The organism is Lactobacillus sp. ESL0785 (assembly GCF_029395455.1).
GTDB lineage: Bacteria > Bacillota > Bacilli > Lactobacillales > Lactobacillaceae > Lactobacillus.
The window spans coordinates 1309312-1326658 of record NZ_CP113916.1 but is presented as its reverse complement, the minus strand read 5'-3'; the positions used below and the strand labels follow the sequence as shown (position 1 = coordinate 1326658).

General features: G+C 36.8%; 19 protein-coding genes and 1 pseudogene. 17 read left to right on the top strand and 3 right to left on the bottom strand.

Annotation, left to right across the window (positions count from 1 at the left end; genetic code table 11):
• Positions 1 to 171: 171 nt before the first annotated feature.
• From OZY43_RS06335 to OZY43_RS06305, 7 genes are all read left to right on the top strand, one after another.
• Positions 172 to 1023 carry an energy-coupling factor ABC transporter ATP-binding protein gene (locus OZY43_RS06335; RefSeq protein WP_277164218.1) on the top strand — a complete coding sequence of 284 codons (852 nt, stop codon included), beginning with the start codon at positions 172 to 174 and terminating at the stop codon, positions 1021 to 1023.
• Positions 999 to 1853, top strand: coding sequence for an energy-coupling factor transporter ATPase (locus OZY43_RS06330; RefSeq protein WP_277164217.1), 855 nt, complete (start codon positions 999 to 1001; stop codon positions 1851 to 1853). Before OZY43_RS06335 ends, OZY43_RS06330 begins: the two co-directional genes overlap by 25 nt.
• Positions 1850 to 2647 (top strand): energy-coupling factor transporter transmembrane component T, encoded by a 798-nt coding sequence (locus OZY43_RS06325; protein WP_277164216.1) that lies wholly within the window; start codon positions 1850 to 1852, stop codon positions 2645 to 2647. Before OZY43_RS06330 ends, OZY43_RS06325 begins: the two co-directional genes overlap by 4 nt.
• Positions 2647 to 3432: a tRNA pseudouridine(38-40) synthase TruA gene (truA, locus tag OZY43_RS06320; protein ID WP_277164215.1), complete on the top strand. Its 786-nt coding sequence runs from the start codon at positions 2647 to 2649 to the stop codon at positions 3430 to 3432. The genes OZY43_RS06325 and truA overlap by 1 nt, the downstream gene beginning before the upstream one ends.
• A 106-nt stretch (positions 3433 to 3538) precedes the next feature.
• Positions 3539 to 3982: a 50S ribosomal protein L13 gene (gene rplM, locus OZY43_RS06315; RefSeq protein ID WP_277164214.1), complete on the top strand. Its 444-nt coding sequence runs from the start codon at positions 3539 to 3541 to the stop codon at positions 3980 to 3982.
• Between the two features lie 11 nt (positions 3983 to 3993).
• The gene (gene rpsI, locus OZY43_RS06310) at positions 3994 to 4389 is read left to right on the top strand and encodes a 30S ribosomal protein S9 (RefSeq protein ID WP_277164213.1); all 396 of its coding nucleotides are present in this window, start codon (positions 3994 to 3996) and stop codon (positions 4387 to 4389) included.
• Positions 4390 to 4543: 154 nt separating this feature from the next.
• On the top strand, positions 4544 to 6514 hold the full coding sequence (locus OZY43_RS06305; RefSeq protein WP_277164212.1) for a GTP-binding protein: 1971 nt from the start codon (positions 4544 to 4546) through the stop codon (positions 6512 to 6514).
• Positions 6515 to 6583: 69 nt separating this feature from the next.
• Here OZY43_RS06305 and OZY43_RS06300 read toward each other — a convergent pair whose 3' ends face one another.
• Positions 6584 to 7468, bottom strand: a complete 885-nt coding sequence (locus tag OZY43_RS06300) for a LysR family transcriptional regulator (RefSeq protein ID WP_277164211.1) — start codon at positions 7466 to 7468, stop codon at positions 6584 to 6586.
• A gap of 138 nt (positions 7469 to 7606) precedes the next feature.
• Here OZY43_RS06300 and OZY43_RS06295 point away from each other — a divergent pair.
• Together OZY43_RS06295 and OZY43_RS06290 are read left to right on the top strand one after the other, a co-directional pair.
• A pseudogene (locus OZY43_RS06295) lies at positions 7607 to 8613 on the top strand (aldo/keto reductase).
• Complete coding sequence (locus OZY43_RS06290) at positions 8610 to 9197, top strand: histidine phosphatase family protein (RefSeq protein WP_277164210.1); 588 nt, start codon at positions 8610 to 8612, stop codon at positions 9195 to 9197. The pseudogene OZY43_RS06295 and the gene OZY43_RS06290 overlap by 4 nt, the downstream one beginning before the upstream one ends.
• Positions 9198 to 9409: 212 nt before the next feature.
• Here the strand turns inward: OZY43_RS06290 and OZY43_RS06285 are convergent, their stop codons facing one another.
• Together OZY43_RS06285 and OZY43_RS06280 are read right to left on the bottom strand one after the other, a co-directional pair.
• On the bottom strand, positions 9410 to 9994 hold the full coding sequence (locus OZY43_RS06285) for a DJ-1 family glyoxalase III (protein ID WP_277164209.1): 585 nt from the start codon (positions 9992 to 9994) through the stop codon (positions 9410 to 9412).
• A gap of 34 nt (positions 9995 to 10028) precedes the next feature.
• Positions 10029 to 10688, bottom strand: a complete 660-nt coding sequence (locus tag OZY43_RS06280) for an HAD hydrolase-like protein (RefSeq protein ID WP_277164208.1) — start codon at positions 10686 to 10688, stop codon at positions 10029 to 10031.
• Between the two features lie 73 nt (positions 10689 to 10761).
• Here OZY43_RS06280 and OZY43_RS06275 point away from each other — a divergent pair, with 73 nt between their 5' ends.
• The 8 genes from OZY43_RS06275 (at position 10762) to OZY43_RS06240 (ending at position 17336) form a co-directional block, all read left to right on the top strand.
• The gene (locus OZY43_RS06275; RefSeq protein ID WP_277164207.1) at positions 10762 to 11523 is read left to right on the top strand and encodes a sulfite exporter TauE/SafE family protein; all 762 of its coding nucleotides are present in this window, start codon (positions 10762 to 10764) and stop codon (positions 11521 to 11523) included.
• 36 nt (positions 11524 to 11559) lie between these two features.
• Entirely contained in the window at positions 11560 to 12240 is a 681-nt protein-coding gene (locus OZY43_RS06270; RefSeq protein WP_277164206.1) for a histidine phosphatase family protein, read from the top strand.
• 59 nt (positions 12241 to 12299) lie between these two features.
• Positions 12300 to 13190 (top strand): cation diffusion facilitator family transporter, encoded by an 891-nt coding sequence (locus OZY43_RS06265; RefSeq protein ID WP_277164205.1) that lies wholly within the window; start codon positions 12300 to 12302, stop codon positions 13188 to 13190.
• 11 nt (positions 13191 to 13201) lie between these two features.
• Positions 13202 to 13378 carry a hypothetical protein gene (locus OZY43_RS06260; RefSeq protein ID WP_277164204.1) on the top strand — a complete coding sequence of 59 codons (177 nt, stop codon included), beginning with the start codon at positions 13202 to 13204 and terminating at the stop codon, positions 13376 to 13378.
• A gap of 2 nt (positions 13379 to 13380) precedes the next feature.
• Positions 13381 to 14055 carry a 2,3-diphosphoglycerate-dependent phosphoglycerate mutase gene (locus OZY43_RS06255; RefSeq protein WP_277164203.1) on the top strand — a complete coding sequence of 225 codons (675 nt, stop codon included), beginning with the start codon at positions 13381 to 13383 and terminating at the stop codon, positions 14053 to 14055.
• Positions 14056 to 14159: 104 nt separating this feature from the next.
• Complete coding sequence (locus OZY43_RS06250) at positions 14160 to 15095, top strand: AAA family ATPase (RefSeq protein ID WP_277164202.1); 936 nt, start codon at positions 14160 to 14162, stop codon at positions 15093 to 15095.
• Positions 15096 to 15226: 131 nt separating this feature from the next.
• The gene (locus tag OZY43_RS06245; protein WP_277164201.1) at positions 15227 to 16057 is read left to right on the top strand and encodes a DUF4097 family beta strand repeat-containing protein; all 831 of its coding nucleotides are present in this window, start codon (positions 15227 to 15229) and stop codon (positions 16055 to 16057) included.
• 112 nt (positions 16058 to 16169) lie between these two features.
• Positions 16170 to 17336, top strand: a complete 1167-nt coding sequence (locus tag OZY43_RS06240; protein WP_277164200.1) for a galactokinase — start codon at positions 16170 to 16172, stop codon at positions 17334 to 17336.
• The last annotated feature ends 11 nt before the right edge of the window (positions 17337 to 17347 follow it).

The following is a 17347-nucleotide window of genomic DNA, read 5'->3' as shown; positions in this document are numbered from 1 at the left end:
TAACAAAAACTTAATAGCTATTAAGAATTATCCATGAAAGTGAGAATAAGCGCCAAGATGATGACGAAAGTTTAGTCTAGCTTAGATAATGTGAATTATCCCTCTTCATGGGTGATTTTTTTTGCCTTTTTTTTGGTATAATCAAGACAAGTGGTTTAGGGTGATAGATAGATGGTAAAAGATAGTATTATAAAAATTAGAAATATAACCTTTACATATCCTGATACAAAAATTCCGGCAATTGACAAGATTAGTTTGGATATTCAGCGAGGTTCTTGGACATCAATCATTGGTCACAATGGCAGCGGCAAATCGACAATTATTAGATTGATTAATGGATTATTAGTTCCCGATGACAGTACTAATTCTGAAATTGAAGTTGATGGCGTTGTTCTCAATGATGAAACGGTTTGGAAGATTAGAAATAAAATTGGTGTTGTTTTTCAAAATCCGGATAATCAATTTGTAGGGGCAACTGTTGCAGATGATGTTGCATTTGGCTTGGAAAATAGAGGCGTTCCGCGCTCAGAAATGCTTAAAATAGTTCCTGAAGCGATAAAAGCAGTAGGAATGGCTGACTACACTAATTCGGAACCTGCTAGTCTCTCAGGGGGGCAGAAGCAGCGTGTAGCAATTGCTGGTATTTTAGCCATTAGACCGAAAATTATTGTCTTAGATGAGGCAACTTCAATGCTTGATCCGGAAGGGCGAAACCAAATCTTACAAATTGTTCGGCAAATGAAAGAAAAGTATGATTTGACTGTTATTTCGATTACGCATGATATTGATGAAGCTGATTTAGCTGATCAAGTAGTTGTAATGAATGATGGTAAGCTGATTGAGCAAGGCAGTGCTGAAAAAGTCTTTAGCAAAGTTCAATTACTTAAAAGTTTGGGGTTAGATGTACCCTTTTTTGAACAAGTAAAAGATAGATTGGTTAAAGACGGTGTTGATATTCCACAGGCAGTTAGTTCAGAAAAAGAGTTGATTAAGTTTTTATGTCAATTGAATTCAAGCAAGTAAGCTATACGTATGCGCCAGATTCGCCACTTGAAAAAAAGGGGTTAGATGATGTCAGTTTTAAACTGCAGGATGGCTCATTTGTTGCTATTATTGGTCATACTGGTAGTGGCAAGTCGACGTTAATGCAACATTTTAATGCTCTTTTAAAGCCGACAAGTGGGCAAATCAAAATTGCTGATACGGTGATTACGCCAGAAACAACTAATAAGGGATTAAAGCCTTTGCGCCGCCATGTTAGTCTAGTTTTTCAATTTCCTGAAGCACAATTATTTGAAAATACGGTAATTGATGATATTGCTTTTGGTCCCCGCAATTTTGGTTATAGTCCAGAAGAAGCTAAGAAGGTAGCACAAAAGTGGCTAAAAAAAGTTGGCTTGCCAGCAGAATTAGGTACAAAGTCACCATTTGATTTATCTGGTGGTCAAATGCGGCGTGTGGCGATTGCCGGCGTGTTAGCATATGAGCCAGATATTTTATGTCTGGATGAACCTGCTGCTGGTCTTGACCCGCGTGCACGCAAACAAATGATGGCATTGTTTGCGGAATATCAAAAGGCTGGGCATACTGTTATTTTAGTTACACACAATATGAATGATGTTGCAAATTATGCTGATGATGTATTAGTCATGGAAAAAGGCAGGTTGATTAAGCATGCTAGTCCTAGAGAAATATTTAAAAAACGTGAGTGGGTAAAAGAGCACCATCTAGATGAACCACAATCGTCGTTATTTGCTGCTAAACTAACGAATTTTGCCTTTTTTGAGCCACCGCTTACTCGAGATGAATTAGTTAGAGGTATTGAGCAAAATTTAAGGGATGGTAATGCATGAGCAAAATCTTAATTGGCCGCTATGTTCCTGGAAATTCACTTGTTTATAAAATGGATCCGCGTGGGAAATTACTTGCAACTATTTTATTTATTTTGGTTATTTTTATAGCCAATAATCCGATAACATATTTCTTGCTAATTGTTTTTAGTTTAATTGCCGTAGCTGCAACTAAGTTAAAATTGAAAATATTTTGGGATGGGATTAGACCCTTAATTTGGTTAATCTTTTTTACATCGCTTTTGCAATTATTTTTTACAGTTGGTGGAACTGTGTATTGGCAATGGACTATTTTTTCAATTTCTAGTTATGGAATTGAAAACGCAATTTATATTTTTATTCGCTTTACTGTCATTATTTTAATTTCAACTGTTATGACAGTAACAACAATGCCACTTGAAATTGCTGATGCGATGGAATGGCTATTAACACCACTAAAACTATTAAGAGTTCCAGTTGATAAAATTGCTTTGGTGATGTCTATTGCTTTACGCTTTGTTCCAACACTTTTTGATGAAACTTTTAAAATTATGAATGCTCAGCGTTCACGAGGAGCGGACTTTAATCATGGCGGTTTAATTACCAGAGCTAAAGCAATAACCCCATTATTAATTCCGTTATTTATTAGTTCGCTTGAAACGGCTGTTGATTTGTCAACAGCAATGGAATCACGTGGGTACCAGGGTGATAAGGGTAGGACTCGCTACCGAATCTTAAGTTGGTCGAAGTATGATTGGTTAAATTTGGGTTATTTTGTTATTTTAACCGGATTGTTGTTGATTTTTAGGACACATTAATGATTACAAGATATAAAATGACGCTTGCATATGATGGGCATTTGTTTCATGGCTTTCAGTCACAGCCACATCAAAGAACAGTTCAGGGAACTATTGAGGCGGCGTTAAATAAAATGACTAAGGGCAAAAAGGTTGTGGTTGAAGGATCAGGAAGAACGGATGCTGGCGTACATGCAATTGGTCAGGTAATTCATTTTGATTACCCAGGAAATAAGATTCCACCAGAACGCATGATCTGTGCACTTAATTCAATTATGCCACTAGATATAGTCTTTAAAGAATGCGCAATTGTCGATGAGCAATTTCACGTTCGTTATAGTGCTAAGGGAAAATGGTATCGTTATCGTGTAAGTTTAGATCGTTTTGTTGATCCTTTTAAACGTTTTTATACGGGGCATTATCCTTACCCGGTTGATGAAGTAAAGATGCAAACTGCTGCTCGAGATTTAATTGGTACCCATGATTTTACTAGTTTTGCTGCTAGTGGTGGTCAAATTAAAAATAAAGTGCGAACAATGTACTATGTCAATGTTCAAAAAAACGAAAAAGCAAATGAAATTGTTTTTGATTTTATTTGTTCAGGTTTTTTATATAATATGGTGCGAATTTTAGTTGCGATGCTGCTTGAAATTGGTAATGGCAAACGACCACTTAATGATATTCCCCGGGTAATAAAGGCAAAAGATCGCGAGCAGGTTAGAGAAACTGCTCAGGCAAGTGGATTGTTTCTTTATCATGTTTTTTATGAAGATTTGCCTAAAAAATATCGGCAAGATATTGATTAATATTGACATTTGTTTAAAAAGGACGTATCCTAATACAGTATGTTTGTCCATGATAGGCCCCGGAAACTTATTGTTTTCAAACAACGTATAAACGGAGGAATTTACATTGCGTACTACACAATTAGCAAAACCTAATGAAATTGAACGTAAGTGGTATGTTATTGACGCAACAGATGTATCTTTGGGTCGTCTGTCTACTGCAGTAGCCACTATTTTAAGAGGTAAGAATAAGCCTCAATATACACCAAATGTTGATACTGGTGATAATGTGATCATTATCAATGCTGCTCAACTTAAGTTGACTGGTAAAAAGGCTACTGATAAGATTTATTACCACCACTCTGGTTGGCGTGGCGGCATCAAGGCAGTTCCTGCTGGTGAATTACTGGCTAAAAACCCAGTTAGATTAGTTGAATTGTCAGTTAAAGGTATGCTTCCAAAGAATACTCTTGGTCACCAAGAATTCATGAAGATGCATGTTTATGCTGGTGCTGATCATAAGCACGAAGCACAAAAGCCTGAAAAATTAGACATTAATAAATTAATCTAGGAGGTTAAATAATGGCACAACAAGTTGCATATGCAGGTACTGGTCGTCGTAAGGACGCAGTTGCGCGTGTACGTTTAGTACCAGGCAGTGGTAAGATTACTGTTAACAACAAAGATGTTGATCAATACATTCCATTCCCTAACTTAGTTAAGGATTTAAAGCAACCATTGACTTTGACTGAAACTGATGGTCAATATGATGTTAAAGTTAACGTTAATGGCGGTGGCTTTTCTGGTCAAGCTGGTGCAATCCGTTTAGGTGTTGCACGTGCTCTTCTTGAAGTTGACCCAGATTTCCGTGGTCCTTTGAAGAAGGCTGGATTCTTAACTCGTGATCCAAGAATGGTTGAAAGAAAGAAGCCAGGTTTGAAGAAAGCCCGTAAAGCTTCACAATTCTCAAAACGTTAATTTTTTGGATTTACGTTTATCAAAAAAGATATCCCAATGGGGATATCTTTTTTTGTTTTAGAGTTAAAAGCTAATGTTACACTTACTATATCTTGAGTTAAAATTAATGGTAGTTATGACTAGATAAAATTTAAGTTTGTGAAAGAGGAAGATTATGAAGCAGATAGTTACTGGGATTTTAGCTAATGTTGACGCTGGTAAAACAACGTTAGCTGAAGCCTTGCTTTATCAGTCAGGTGAATTGCGGCATTTAGGGCGAGTAGATAATGGCGATGCCTTTTTAGATTCTGATCAACTTGAAAAGAAACGTGGAATCACTATTTTTGCTCACCAAGCCAACCTACATTATCAGGATTTAGAATTGACGTTGCTTGATACGCCCGGGCATATTGATTTTGTTTCGCAAACTGAGAGTGTATTACGTGTCTTGGATTATGCTATTTTGGTAATTTCAGCTACTGCTGGTGTCCAAAGTCATACAAGGAAACTATGGCACTTATTAAAAGAATATCAAGTGCCAACTTTTATTTTTGTTAATAAGATGGATGCCAGTCATACGCACCCACAAACTATTATTGAGCAACTGAAAAAAGAACTATCTCCTGCTTGTCTTGAATTATCATTAACTGCTGGTCAATTATCAAGTACACTTCAAGAACAAATTGCTGTTCAAGATGATCAAGTTTTAGGCGATTATTTAAGGCAGGGAAAGTTGAACAATGAAACGGTGCGTAAGATGATTCAGCGTCGGCAAATTTTCCCTTGCTTTTTTGGTGCCGCCCTTAAGTTAACCGGAATTAAAGAATTTTTAGCTGGAATCGAATACTGGTCAAAAACTAGAGCAGCTGCAACTTCTGACTTTGGTGCTCGCATTTTTAAAATTTCTCATAATGTAAAAAATGAACGTTTAACATGGCTCAGGGTAATGAGTGGTAGTTTACAGCCTAAGCAGCAGCTTCTTGAGGGACAAAAAGTTAATCAATTGCGCATTTATCAAGGTAAAAAATATCAGGTAACGCAGAAAGTCACTGCCGGCATGGTTTGCGTGATTCCAAATTTAACCGCTACATATCAAGGACAGGGTTTGGGAATAGAAGCAGATGGTCAAAATTTGCATACTCAACCAGTTTTAACTTATGTAGCTAATATTGGTAAATATGATCCGCATGTTTGTTTAAAAGCACTAAAGGAATTGGAAGATGAAGATCCACAGCTTCATGTGGTTTGGAATACAGAAAGTCATGAAATTAGCGTTCGAATTATGGGTGAAGTACAGTTAGAAGTATTGCAGCAATTATTGCAAGAACGTTATCAGCTGAATATCAAATTTGGTACTGGTAAAATTTTATATAAGGAAACGGTAACGGATTCAGTTGAAGGTGCAGGGCACTTTGAACCCTTACGACATTATGCAGAAACTCATGTGATCTTGGAACCTGCTCCAGCAGGTAGTGGCTTAATTATTACAGATGAATGTCCTAGTGAAGTTTTGGCACCTAATTGGCAGAAGCAGGTCATGTTTGATTTGCACAGTAAAGAGCATCTAGGGGTATTAATTGGCGCTCCAATTACAGATATGAAGATTAGGTTTGTCAGTGGCCATTACAATTATAAGCACACTCAAGGTGGTGATTTTCGAAAAGCAACTTGGCGAGCCGTACGTCAAGGCTTGATGCTTCTTCGGGCCAAAGGAAAGTGTCAGTTGCTTGAACCCTGGTATCATTTTCGCTTAGAAATACCAACGCAGCAGGTTGGTCGTGCAATTAGTGATATTCAGCAAATGAAGGGGACTTTTGGTGAACCCGAAGTTGGTGCTAATTCAAATTTGCAGATTTTACAAGGATCAGCTCCAGTCAAGCAAATGCAAGGTTATGTTAAAACTGTCCGCAATTATACGCATGGTCAAGGTAGTGTGGAGTGTACGTTTGACTGTTATCATCCTTGTCAAAATGCAGCAGAGATTATTAAGAGAGCGGCATATTCACCAACCCATGATTTGGCTAATACTCCAGATTCTGTTTTTGTACCTAATGAAATCGCAACGCACGTTCCGTGGAATGAAGTATCAGCATGGGCACATGTGCCATACCAAAATGAATATAAAAATGGCGGTTATCATGCATAAAAATATCCTGCTGACTAACTGCAAAATGAAAGATTTGTTGATTATTTATCAACAGATCTTTTTTATTAATTAATAGTTGTTATGCTGCAAAATAATTTTTAATTGGGTTAAAAATAATTGTGCTGCATGTGAAAGTAGTCTTTCTTTAGACCAAATTAAATTGGCATGAATATTTATCTTTGGATCAAGGGGAATGAAAATCAGGTTAGTCTGAGCCGTATTAACAATGCCATCGAGGCAAAGTACATGCCCAACGCCATGCTTGGCAAGAATAGCGGCATTATTAAGCAGATTATAGTTAGCAACAACTTGAAATTTTAAGTTGCTTTGTCCTAACCAATTAGTTAAAAGTGTTTGACTATTAGGTCGTCCGGGCATGATTACCGGTTTATTAATTAAGTCAGCAACTTTAATTTGACTTTTAGTAGCTAGACTAGAATGGCGATCTGTCAACACGCCCCACCTTGTAATTCCGGGCAATGTTAAAAAATTATACTTAGTTTTGTCGAAAGGTTCTAAGACAAAACCAAAGTCGAATACACCGTTTTGCATTTTGTGGTGAACTTCATTAGCTGCACAGCTGTGTAAAGTAATACTAATTTTAGGTGCAATTCGGTTTAGCTGCTTAATTACATCAGCAATCGTGCCAAGCATGGGTGCTTCTGAACAGCCAATAAAAATACTGCCGGTAACTTCATTGTTTTTACCAATATTAGCAATCGTCTTATTAGTTAAGGTTAAAATTTGGCTAGCTTGATTCGCTAAATATTCACCATCGGCAGTTAATTTAATTGTTTTGTTGCCACGTTCAAATAGATGAGTACCCAATTCTGTTTCAAGTTCATGAATTTGGCGGGAAATAGTTGGTTGCGAAACGTGTAATTTAGCAGCTGCCCGTGAAATATTTTGTTCATTAATGATGGCTAAAAAATAGCGTAAAACTCTAAGTTTCATTATTATCCCTTTTATTTTTAAAATTTTATGCTTATGCTTATTTGTTATAGTAACACATACTGAATAAGTATTAGACATATATTTATAGTAGCTCTTATAATAATGATAGCAAGAGAGCGAATTTATAGAGGAAACAGTATGGAATACGTAAATTTAGGCAAAACAGATATTAAAATTTCTAAACTATGTGTTGGTGGAATGAGTTTTGGTAAAGCCGGCACAATGCATGACTGGACCTTGGGTGAACAAGAAACAGAAAAAATTGTTGCTCATGCATTAGCTCTAGGTATTAATTTTTTGATACAGCTAATAGCTACTCAAAGGGAACGGGTGAAGAATATTTAGGTAAAGCATTAAAAAAACAGACAACAAGGGACAAAGTTGTAATTGCTTCTAAGGTCTATTTCAATCAAGGGCGTTTGTCACATGAAGCCATTAATCGAGAAATTGGTGGCACATTAGAGCGGTTAGGAACAGATTATCTTGATCTGTATTTAATTCACCGTTTTGATTATAATACGCCGATTGAGGAGACAATGTCTGCATTAAATGATTTAGTTAAGGCTGGAAAAGTACGGGCAATTGGTACTTCTGCAATGTACGGCTATCAATTTTACAATATGCAGCTGGTGGCTCGTGATCATGGTTGGACTCAATTTTCAGCAATGGAAGATCATTATAATTTACTTTATCGTGAAGATGAGCATGAATTAATACCTATTTGTAAGCAAATGGGGGTGACGTTAATGCCATATAGTCCATTAGCTGCTGGCCGCTTAGCTCGCCCTGGTTGGGATGCAAATACTTTACGCAGTAAGACTGATCGTGTGGCTCGTGGTAAATATGACCATACGAAAAAATATGATTTACAAATTACTAAGCGCGTTAATGAGTTGGCACAAAAATATGATGTTAAAATGTCGCAGATTGCGCTTGCTTGGTTATGGGCTAAAGGCGTGGCAGCACCAATAATTGGTGCCACTAAAGCCAGTCATTTTGATGATGCAGCGAATGCCCTGGCAGTTAAGTTAACCACAGAAGATATTGCTTACTTAGAAGAACCATATATTCCACACAAAATTGTTGGTGCGATTAATCAAAATCCACCAGAGGGTAAAGTTTTATTAGATGAGGAGCCAAAATGAAAGAATTATATTTAATGCGCCATGGTCAAACGTTGTTTAATCAATTGCACCGAATTCAGGGAGCAAGTGATTCACCATTAACAAAGCAGGGAATTGCCGATGCTCAAGCAGTAGGAGATTATTTTAAGCAAAATAAAATAATCTTTGATCATGCATATTCGTCAACGCAGGAACGGGCGTGTGATACGCTAGAGAAAATTACGTCGCAGCCGTATCAAAGAGTTAAAGGCCTGAAAGAATGGAATTTTGGAGTCTTTGAAGGTCAGAGTGAGCAATTAAATCCACACGATGATAGCAGTCGACATTCTTATGGTGACTTTTTCCTACAATTTGGCGGTGAATCTGACTTGCAAGTGCAAGAACGGATGAATCAAACGTTAACTGCGATTATGGAACAGCCCAATCATCAACGAGTTTTGGCAGTTAGTCATGGTGGTGCCTGCTTTATGTTTTTACAAAAATGGTTATCATACGCAGAAATTAAAGAACGAGTTAATAATTTTCATAATTGTTGTATTTTGAAATTTACTTATGAACATGGCAAATTTACGTTTGTTGAATCAATTAATGTGAATGAGCAATAATATATGAACAACTACTAAAGCAAAATTTTGTACTTGGTGCGTCATGGTCAGACAAGATTTAACAAAATTAGGAATTAGTTAGGTGAGCAAGATATATGATTATTTTATGCAATAGATAATAAAATCATTGCTTCACTAATTTAAAAATACGTCTATTGAAGCGAATTTGCTTTAATAGGCGTATTTTTTAGAATGATAAAATGGCGACTTCGTTATAAACTAGCTTGAATATTGTCAGCTAAGTAATTATAAAGCATGCCCTCTTTAAGTGCTGCAGTATCGATACCTACTGCTTCTGCAATGGCATAAGCAAAGGCCCAAGCAGTTGCAGGTCCGCGACTGGTAAGTACTTTATGTTGCTTGTCAGTTACCGTAATTTGCTCTTTAAAGTGACCAGTTGGAGCATCTTTTTTAGTTTGTTGGTCAAAACCGGGGTAGCAGGTGTAATTGGCATCATTTAAAATACCATAACGAGCCAAAGCAATTGGTGCAGCGCACATTGCTGCATCCCATTGACCGTTTTTGTGCCGTTTAACCATTAATGAACGCAATTTAGCGTTGTCACGCAAGTTTTCAGCGCCAATTTTACCACCAGGGAAGGCAACCAAATCATAATCAAGTAAACTATCGTCAACTACCTTATCACATGTTAGTTTGATGTGGTGGTCACCACTTACCTCAATCTGAGTTAAGCCGACCATATCGGCCGTCACGTTTAAGCGTCGCAAAACATCAATAATGCTTAAACCTTCAACTTCTTCGCATCCGTCAGCGAAGACTACTGCAACTTTTGTCATAATTAACCTCACAATCTTTTTTCTTTATTATATACTAGCTCAGTTTAAGGTAAAATAATAAATCACTAAGTTGGTTAAGATGTAGTGTTGGGTGTGGAGTAATCGGAATTTTTACTTTTTTAGGTGCCAGCCAGAGTGACTGTAAATTGGCATTTTCGGCAGCTTGGATTTCTTCGACTAAGCTGGTACCGATGACGAGGCTGGTAGCTGGATTAAGTTCGGGACGTTCATGAAAAATTGGCATAAAGACATTTTTGCTGGGAAAAGCTGCAGTTAAGTCTTCTTTAAAGTAAATGGTTGAAAAATAATTCAGCAGTTCACTTTCAGCAGTCCGCGTTGTTAGAACACTTTTGGCTTCTTTGGCTACTAAGATTAAATTAAGCTTATTTTGAATTTGATCTAAAACTGGAATCGCGTCTTTAATTAGTTGTTTTTGTTGGGCCATTTTTTGCGTAAAAATAATGTGAGCTTCTGCTAGTTCTGCGGCACAGAAAGTCTGTAAAATTAAATCAATGCGTTCATCCTGCTTCAAAAATTTAACTTGTGCTTGTAAGTTGGTGTATTTGATTCGTTCAGCCGGACCAAACTCACGGTCTAGTGCAAGTAGTGTTTGTCTTAGGGCATTTCTTTCTGCTACTTTTTCGTTCAGTAAACTGCCTTCAGGAATAAAAATTAGGGTTTCAAACTTTGTCACTGTTAATTTACCTTCTTTAATTTGTTACTACTTGCATTATAATAGATAATAGTGCAAAAAAGGGGTTAAATTTATGACGGGAATTTGGAAGCTGATTTTTATTTTTATTGGTGGTATTGCAGGAGGCCTACTGTCCTCGGTTGCTTCAATGGCTTCGCTTGCGTCTTATCCAGTTTTACTAGCGGTTGGTATTCCGCCAGTTTATGCTAATGTAACTAATGATGCTGCGTTAATTTGGACAGGAATCGGCTCGACAATTTCTTCAACTAAGGAATTAAAAGGTCATTGGAAGCAGGTAGGTTTTTATGCGATTTTTACCGTTGTGGGTTCGTTGTTCGGGTGCTTTTTACTGTTATCATTCCCGTCGCGTGTCTTTGAAAAATTAGTGCCATTTTTTATTGCTGGTTCAGGAATTATGGTGATTATTTCTGGCAAACATCATAACTTGGAGCCACACAAAACGCCATTATGGCAAGAACTTTTTTATATTGCTGCACTGCTAGTAATGGGTATCTATACTGGCTACTTTGGTGCTGCTGGTGGAGTAATTGTCTTGGTATTATTAACATATATTACAGATGAAAAATTTATTGTGGTGAATGCCATTAAAAACGTAATTTGTGGTTTGGCTAATTTTGTAGCTTTAATTGTCTTTGCCTTTACTTCACATATTTATTGGTTACAGTCAATTCCACTTGCTATCGGTATGTTTATCGGCGGTTATTTGGGAATGGATATTTTACGTAAGGTTCCAGCTAAGGCTGTACGTGTTTTTATTGCTGCATTAGCATTTATTCAAGCAGGATATTTCTTTTATAAGGCATATATGTTATAGTATAAAACAATTTATCTTAAGAAAGGAGCATGCAATTTGAGTACAGAAGTTTATTTGGTTCGTCACGGTGAGACGATGTTTAACCAGCTGAATAAGGTTCAGGGCTGGTGCGACTCGCCGCTAACTATTAAGGGAATCAATGATTTAAAAAGAACAGCACAAGCTCTAAGACAGGTGCACTTTGATAATATGTATTCCTCTGATTTAAAGCGAGCAATTGATACTGTCCACTTGATGAAGGACGCTAATCAAGTGTCAGAAATTGGTAAAATTAAAAAGTTGCCAGAGTTTCGGGAAGTCTTTTTTGGTTCTTTTGAAGGTGATGATGTTGAAGATACTTGGGAACAGGTTGCTCTAGCAGCTGGTATCGGTCATGAAAACAATGTCAGTAAAATTATCAACCAAGTTGGAATTTATGAGTTTCGGGAAGCGACTAAGAAGGCCGATCCACGCCATTTAGCTGAAAATAAGGATGAATTAGACGCACGGATGGTGCGTGCGGTTAAAGTTTTAGCCACGTTGACTAAACATGAAAACCGTGTTCTTCTAGTGTCACATGGTGATTTTATTAAGACACTAGGAATTAAATATTGGAATCAAAGCGATGGCTTGCACGATATCATTTTTCCAGATAACGGTAGTGTTACTCGTGGTATTCTTCATGATAACGGAAAGTTTGAAATTGTTGATTATAATGTTAGTGCAGAAAAGATGTAGGTCTTACTGGGAGCAGTAAGACTTTTTTGTTACACTAAGTAGCGAGAGGAAAGCAGAAAATGAAAGATCGCACGACTAAGCGTTATTTTTATGTGACGCTATTAAATATTGGTATTACAATCGCTGAATTCGTTGGTGGCTTTGTATCTGGGTCGCTGGCATTGTTATCAGATGCTGTGCATAATTTGAGTGATGTGGGGGCAATTATTATTTCGTTTGTAGCTCACTTAATCAGTCAACGCAGCCGCAATCGGTATAAAACTTTTGGTTATGAGCGTGCAGAAACATTAGCGGCTTTTGCTAATGGCTTGATTTTAATTTTGATTAGTTTGGCATTATTTGTTGAAGCAATTGAGCGTTTTTGGCAGCCTAGTCAAGTTAAAGGTGGAATTATGTTGGTTGTAGCTGTTATCGGTCTAGCAGCTAACTTTATTTCGATGTTGGCGATGCAGAGGGATGCCCATAATAATTTAAATGTACGGTCAACTTTTATACATATGCTTAGCGATGCTTTATCAAGCATTGCAGTTGTGATTGGGGCAGTGCTAATTTATTTTTGGCAGATAACTTGGGTAGATCCGTTGATGACGATACTTGTTTCTGTCTTTGTTTTGCGTGAAGCATACCAAATCACGAAAAAAGCAGCTAATATTTTAATGGAATCTAATCCAGATATTGATTTGGATCAAGTTAATCAAATTGTCCTGTCTTTTCCAGCTATCAAAAATATTCATCATGTTCATTTATGGCGTTATAGTGACGACTATATTATGCTTGATGCTCATGTCAATGTTGATGCGCGACTTACTGCCGGAGAGTTTGAACAATTAACACAGCAGATTGGTCAAAAATTGCAGCAATTAGGGATAAATCATATTAATTTTCAAGCTGAATGTGAACGCGGCAAAAATGATGATATGATTGTACCGGGACATGATCATGAAAATTAGAGGAATTTAAGATGAGAGTTAGTATTTTTACGGCAATTATTGTTTTAATTGTTGGTTTGTATGATTTGGCATATGCCTTTAATCGCCGGCAGCAAGCACATCATGGTGGAATTAAAGCCTTTATGATTCTAGGAGTTATTTTTACAATTGGAGGGCTGGTTTTGTTAATTATGCATTGGATGCGATAAGAATGGTCAAGCTAGTATTAGTTAGACACGGTGAAAGTACAGCTAACTCAGCAAATGTTTATACGGGATGGAATGATGTCCCGCTAACAGAAAAAGGCCAGCAGCAGGCACGTCATGCTGGTGAATTGATTAAGTGCATCTCAGATTTTTATCCCACACATATTCATACATCAGTTCTGTCAAGAGCAATTGTCACAGCTAATATTATCGCTGATGTAGGCCATTTTTTAGCGGTTCCGATTACCAAAACTTGGCGGCTAAATGAGCGTCATTATGGTAAACTGCGGGGAATTAATAAGGATTTGTCCCGACAAATTTTTGGTAAAGAGCAGGTTCTTGAATGGCGGCGAGGTTTTTATTCGGTGCCACCAGAGGGAAAGCCGGTTAATGATCGACGATATGCTAGTTTTGATTTACACTGCTTGCCGCTTGCTGAAAGCCTGTTTCAGACGCAGCAGCGACTACTCCCTTATTATCATAATGAAGTTGCTAGTAGGCTGATTAAGGGCGAAGATCAACTAATCGTTGCTCATGGTTCAAGCTTGCGGGCTTTAATTAAAAAGCTAGAACAAATTAATAATCATGATATTGTAAAATTAGAGGTTCCCAATGCAGAACCGATTATTTATACGTTTGATCAACAGCTACGGATTAGTAATAAAAAAATTTTGCGTTAATTTTTAGAATTGCTTTTAGTTCGGACTAAGGAATTTACCAGATGTATGTTAAAATTTATTACGATACTATTTAAATTTTACATTATTAGTTTGGAGTAAAAGGTATGCGTAAAATATTTTTGTTACGAGGCGCACCCGGCTCCGGTAAATCTTCATTTATTGCTCGTCATCACTTACAACCATACACGATTAGTCGTGATCAGATTAGATTATTATTGGCGAACTTAACCTATTATTATGAAGAAGAAACCGATTATTTGCATCAAGTGATTCCACGTTATGCAAATGAGCAGACAGAGCGGCTAGTTGATTACCTTGTTGAAGAAAAAATGAAACGCGGTGAAACTGTAATTGTTGACAGTACTCATGTTGTTTCAGAAAGTATAGAACATTATAAGTTGTGGGTTGATCGTTATCGCTACGAATTATTCGTTGTAGATCTGATGTACCATAAGAATTTGCATAATTTGCTAAATCGTAATGAAGTGCGGCGCCAGTATGATTGGGTTAAGCCTGATGTTGTGCGAGAAATGTATTTAACTTATAAGGATAATTGGCGCGTGCCTGAATGGGCGCATGTGATTAATCCCAGTCAAATGGCAAAAGCATTATCGCAAAAGGAAAGCAATTTAGATCATTTTGCGCACGTGATTGCGATTCCTGATCAAGTTAAGGAGGAAGATTTTCCTCATGTGCATATTTCGAATTTTTATTTTTCTTTTAATAATCGATTTACAGAAAAGTATGGCACTTATCGTAATGTGATCACGATTGGTAAGACAGAAGAGGAGATCGTTGATAAATTTTATTTACCATATTTTGTGTTTAAGTTTCACCATAAGCATTTCTTAATTTCGGCTTATCCGATTAGAAACGAATTGCTAGATCCGATTAAAAAAGTTAAAGGTATTTGGACATATTCAACCGGATTAGTTAATTTGGCGGACTTTGTTATGAAAGTACCACAAAGTAGACCACAACATGTACATCAATTTAATTTGAGTAAATTGCAAGCTGATCGATTGCTTCATATTTGGTAAAACTACTAGACGTTACACTTAAGGTGTGACGTCTTTTTTTGTGAAAAAACAATTAGTTAATTGACTTAAAAACGTTATGATTATAGTGTATTATAATACTAGTAATCTATTAGAAAGAGAAAGTTGTAAAAATGAAGAAAAATAAAAAAGTAATAATTACATTAGTAATTTGCTTAATTGTGGTACTGATAGGAGGCATTACTTATGTTGGGTATCAAGCAAGTAATTCAAGTGCCGTAAATAATCAGCCAACAAAAACCAGAATAGTTTATCCGCAAAAATTCACTAAAGTCAAAGTAGATGTTGATGTAGCTGATGTGAGTATTCAGCAAGGTAATAAATATCAAGTCAAGATTATTGATAATCGGAAAAACAGGATTAATGTGCAGGTTAAGAATGATGAATTAGTGGTTAGCCAGCACGAACAGTCACACAACCATTTATTTGGCATTGGCAAGATAACGATTAATGGGAAACAGCTCATCGCTAAATATCGGATTGAAATAACAGTTCCACGCAAAAATTCACTTACTAAAATTGCTGCGCAAACAAGTACAAGTGACTTTGAGTTAAATAATTTACAGTTGCAAAAGTTAGCTGTTGATTCTGATACTGGTGATATTGACCTTAAAAAGATAAAGTCAGAAAGCAACAATTTGTCGACTGATACTGGGGATATTGAGATTGCTGCTAGTCAGATTGCTAATGTTGCTAGCGATGCTGATACTGGGGATGTGGATATTTCTACATCGCGTTTATTAGGTAATAATTCATTTTCATTAGATACCGGGGATTTTACTTTGGATAATGCTAACAAAAAGATGACGTATCATTTGTCAGTTGACACTGGCGATATTGAGTATTTTGGTAAGGATATTGATGATCATCTTACTAAAAAAGCTGCTCACAGTAAGACAGTACTTAAAGTTAAGTCCTCAACTGGTGATATTACGATTGAGTAATTGGGCACCTTTGGATTTTTTTAATTTGAATTTGCCGGAATCATAAAAAATAGTACAATTTAAGTATAAATATTTATGATAGCGCTTTTTTATGAAGATGGATATAAATAAAATGAAAAAAGAAGAATTAAAAGCAAAGTTTACAAAAATATATCATGAAGATCCTAGTGGGTATTATTTTTCACCAGGTAGAATTAATTTGATTGGCGAGCACACTGACTATAATGGCGGTCATGTGTTTCCGTGTGCAATTACTTTGGGAATTTATGGTGCTGTTAGTTCCCGTAATGATCAAAAGTTTCGTTTTTACTCTAGTAATTTTGCAAAATTAGGGATAATTGAAGTTGGACTTGCTGACTTACAGTTTGTTAAGTCAGATTCATGGACTAATTATGCTAAGGGAATGCTGTACTTTTTACTGGCTAAAAATGCCCAAATTTCACATGGCTTAAATATTTATATTGATGGCAATATTCCTGATGGTGCGGGACTATCCTCATCAGCCGCTCTAGAAATGTTAATTGGTGTGATATTGAACGATCAGTTTAAACTTAATTTTAGTGCGCTTGATCTTGTTAAGATGGGTGTAGCAACTGAAAATAACTTTATTGGTGTAAATTCCGGAATTATGGACCAATTTGCAGTGGCGATGAGTAAGAAAGATCAGGCAATTTTGCTTGATACTAATACTTTGGCATACAATATGGTGCCACTTAATCTTCAAGATAATGTAATTGTCATTATGAACACTAATAAGCGTCGTGAACTAGCCGATTCCAAATATAATGAGCGCCGAAGTGAGTGCGAGCATGCACTCCGCAATTTACAAAAAGAATTAAAGATTAATTCTTTGGGTGAACTTGACAGTAGAACTTTGGATCAGTATAGCTCACTCTTATCTTCGGAAACGCTTCTTAAGAGAGCGCGTCATGCTGTTTGGGAAAATGAGCGGACATTGCTCGCCGAGCAAGCTTTGCAAAAAAGTGATCTGGCACAGTTTGGTCGGTTAATTAATGCTTCACACGTGTCTTTACAAAATGATTATCAGGTTACAGGCAAAGAATTGGATACTTTGGTTCATGCGGCATGGCAGCAGACAGGAGTCTTAGGTGCAAGAATGACAGGAGCTGGTTTTGGCGGTTGTGCAATCGCACTTGTTAATAAGAAACATGTAGCAGCTTTTGAGCAAAATGTTGGTGCTAAGTATGAGCGAGTAATTGGTTATAAGCCGTCATTTTATCTTGCGGAAACATCCGATGGTGCTAAGGTCTTAAACTAATTTAGTGGTAG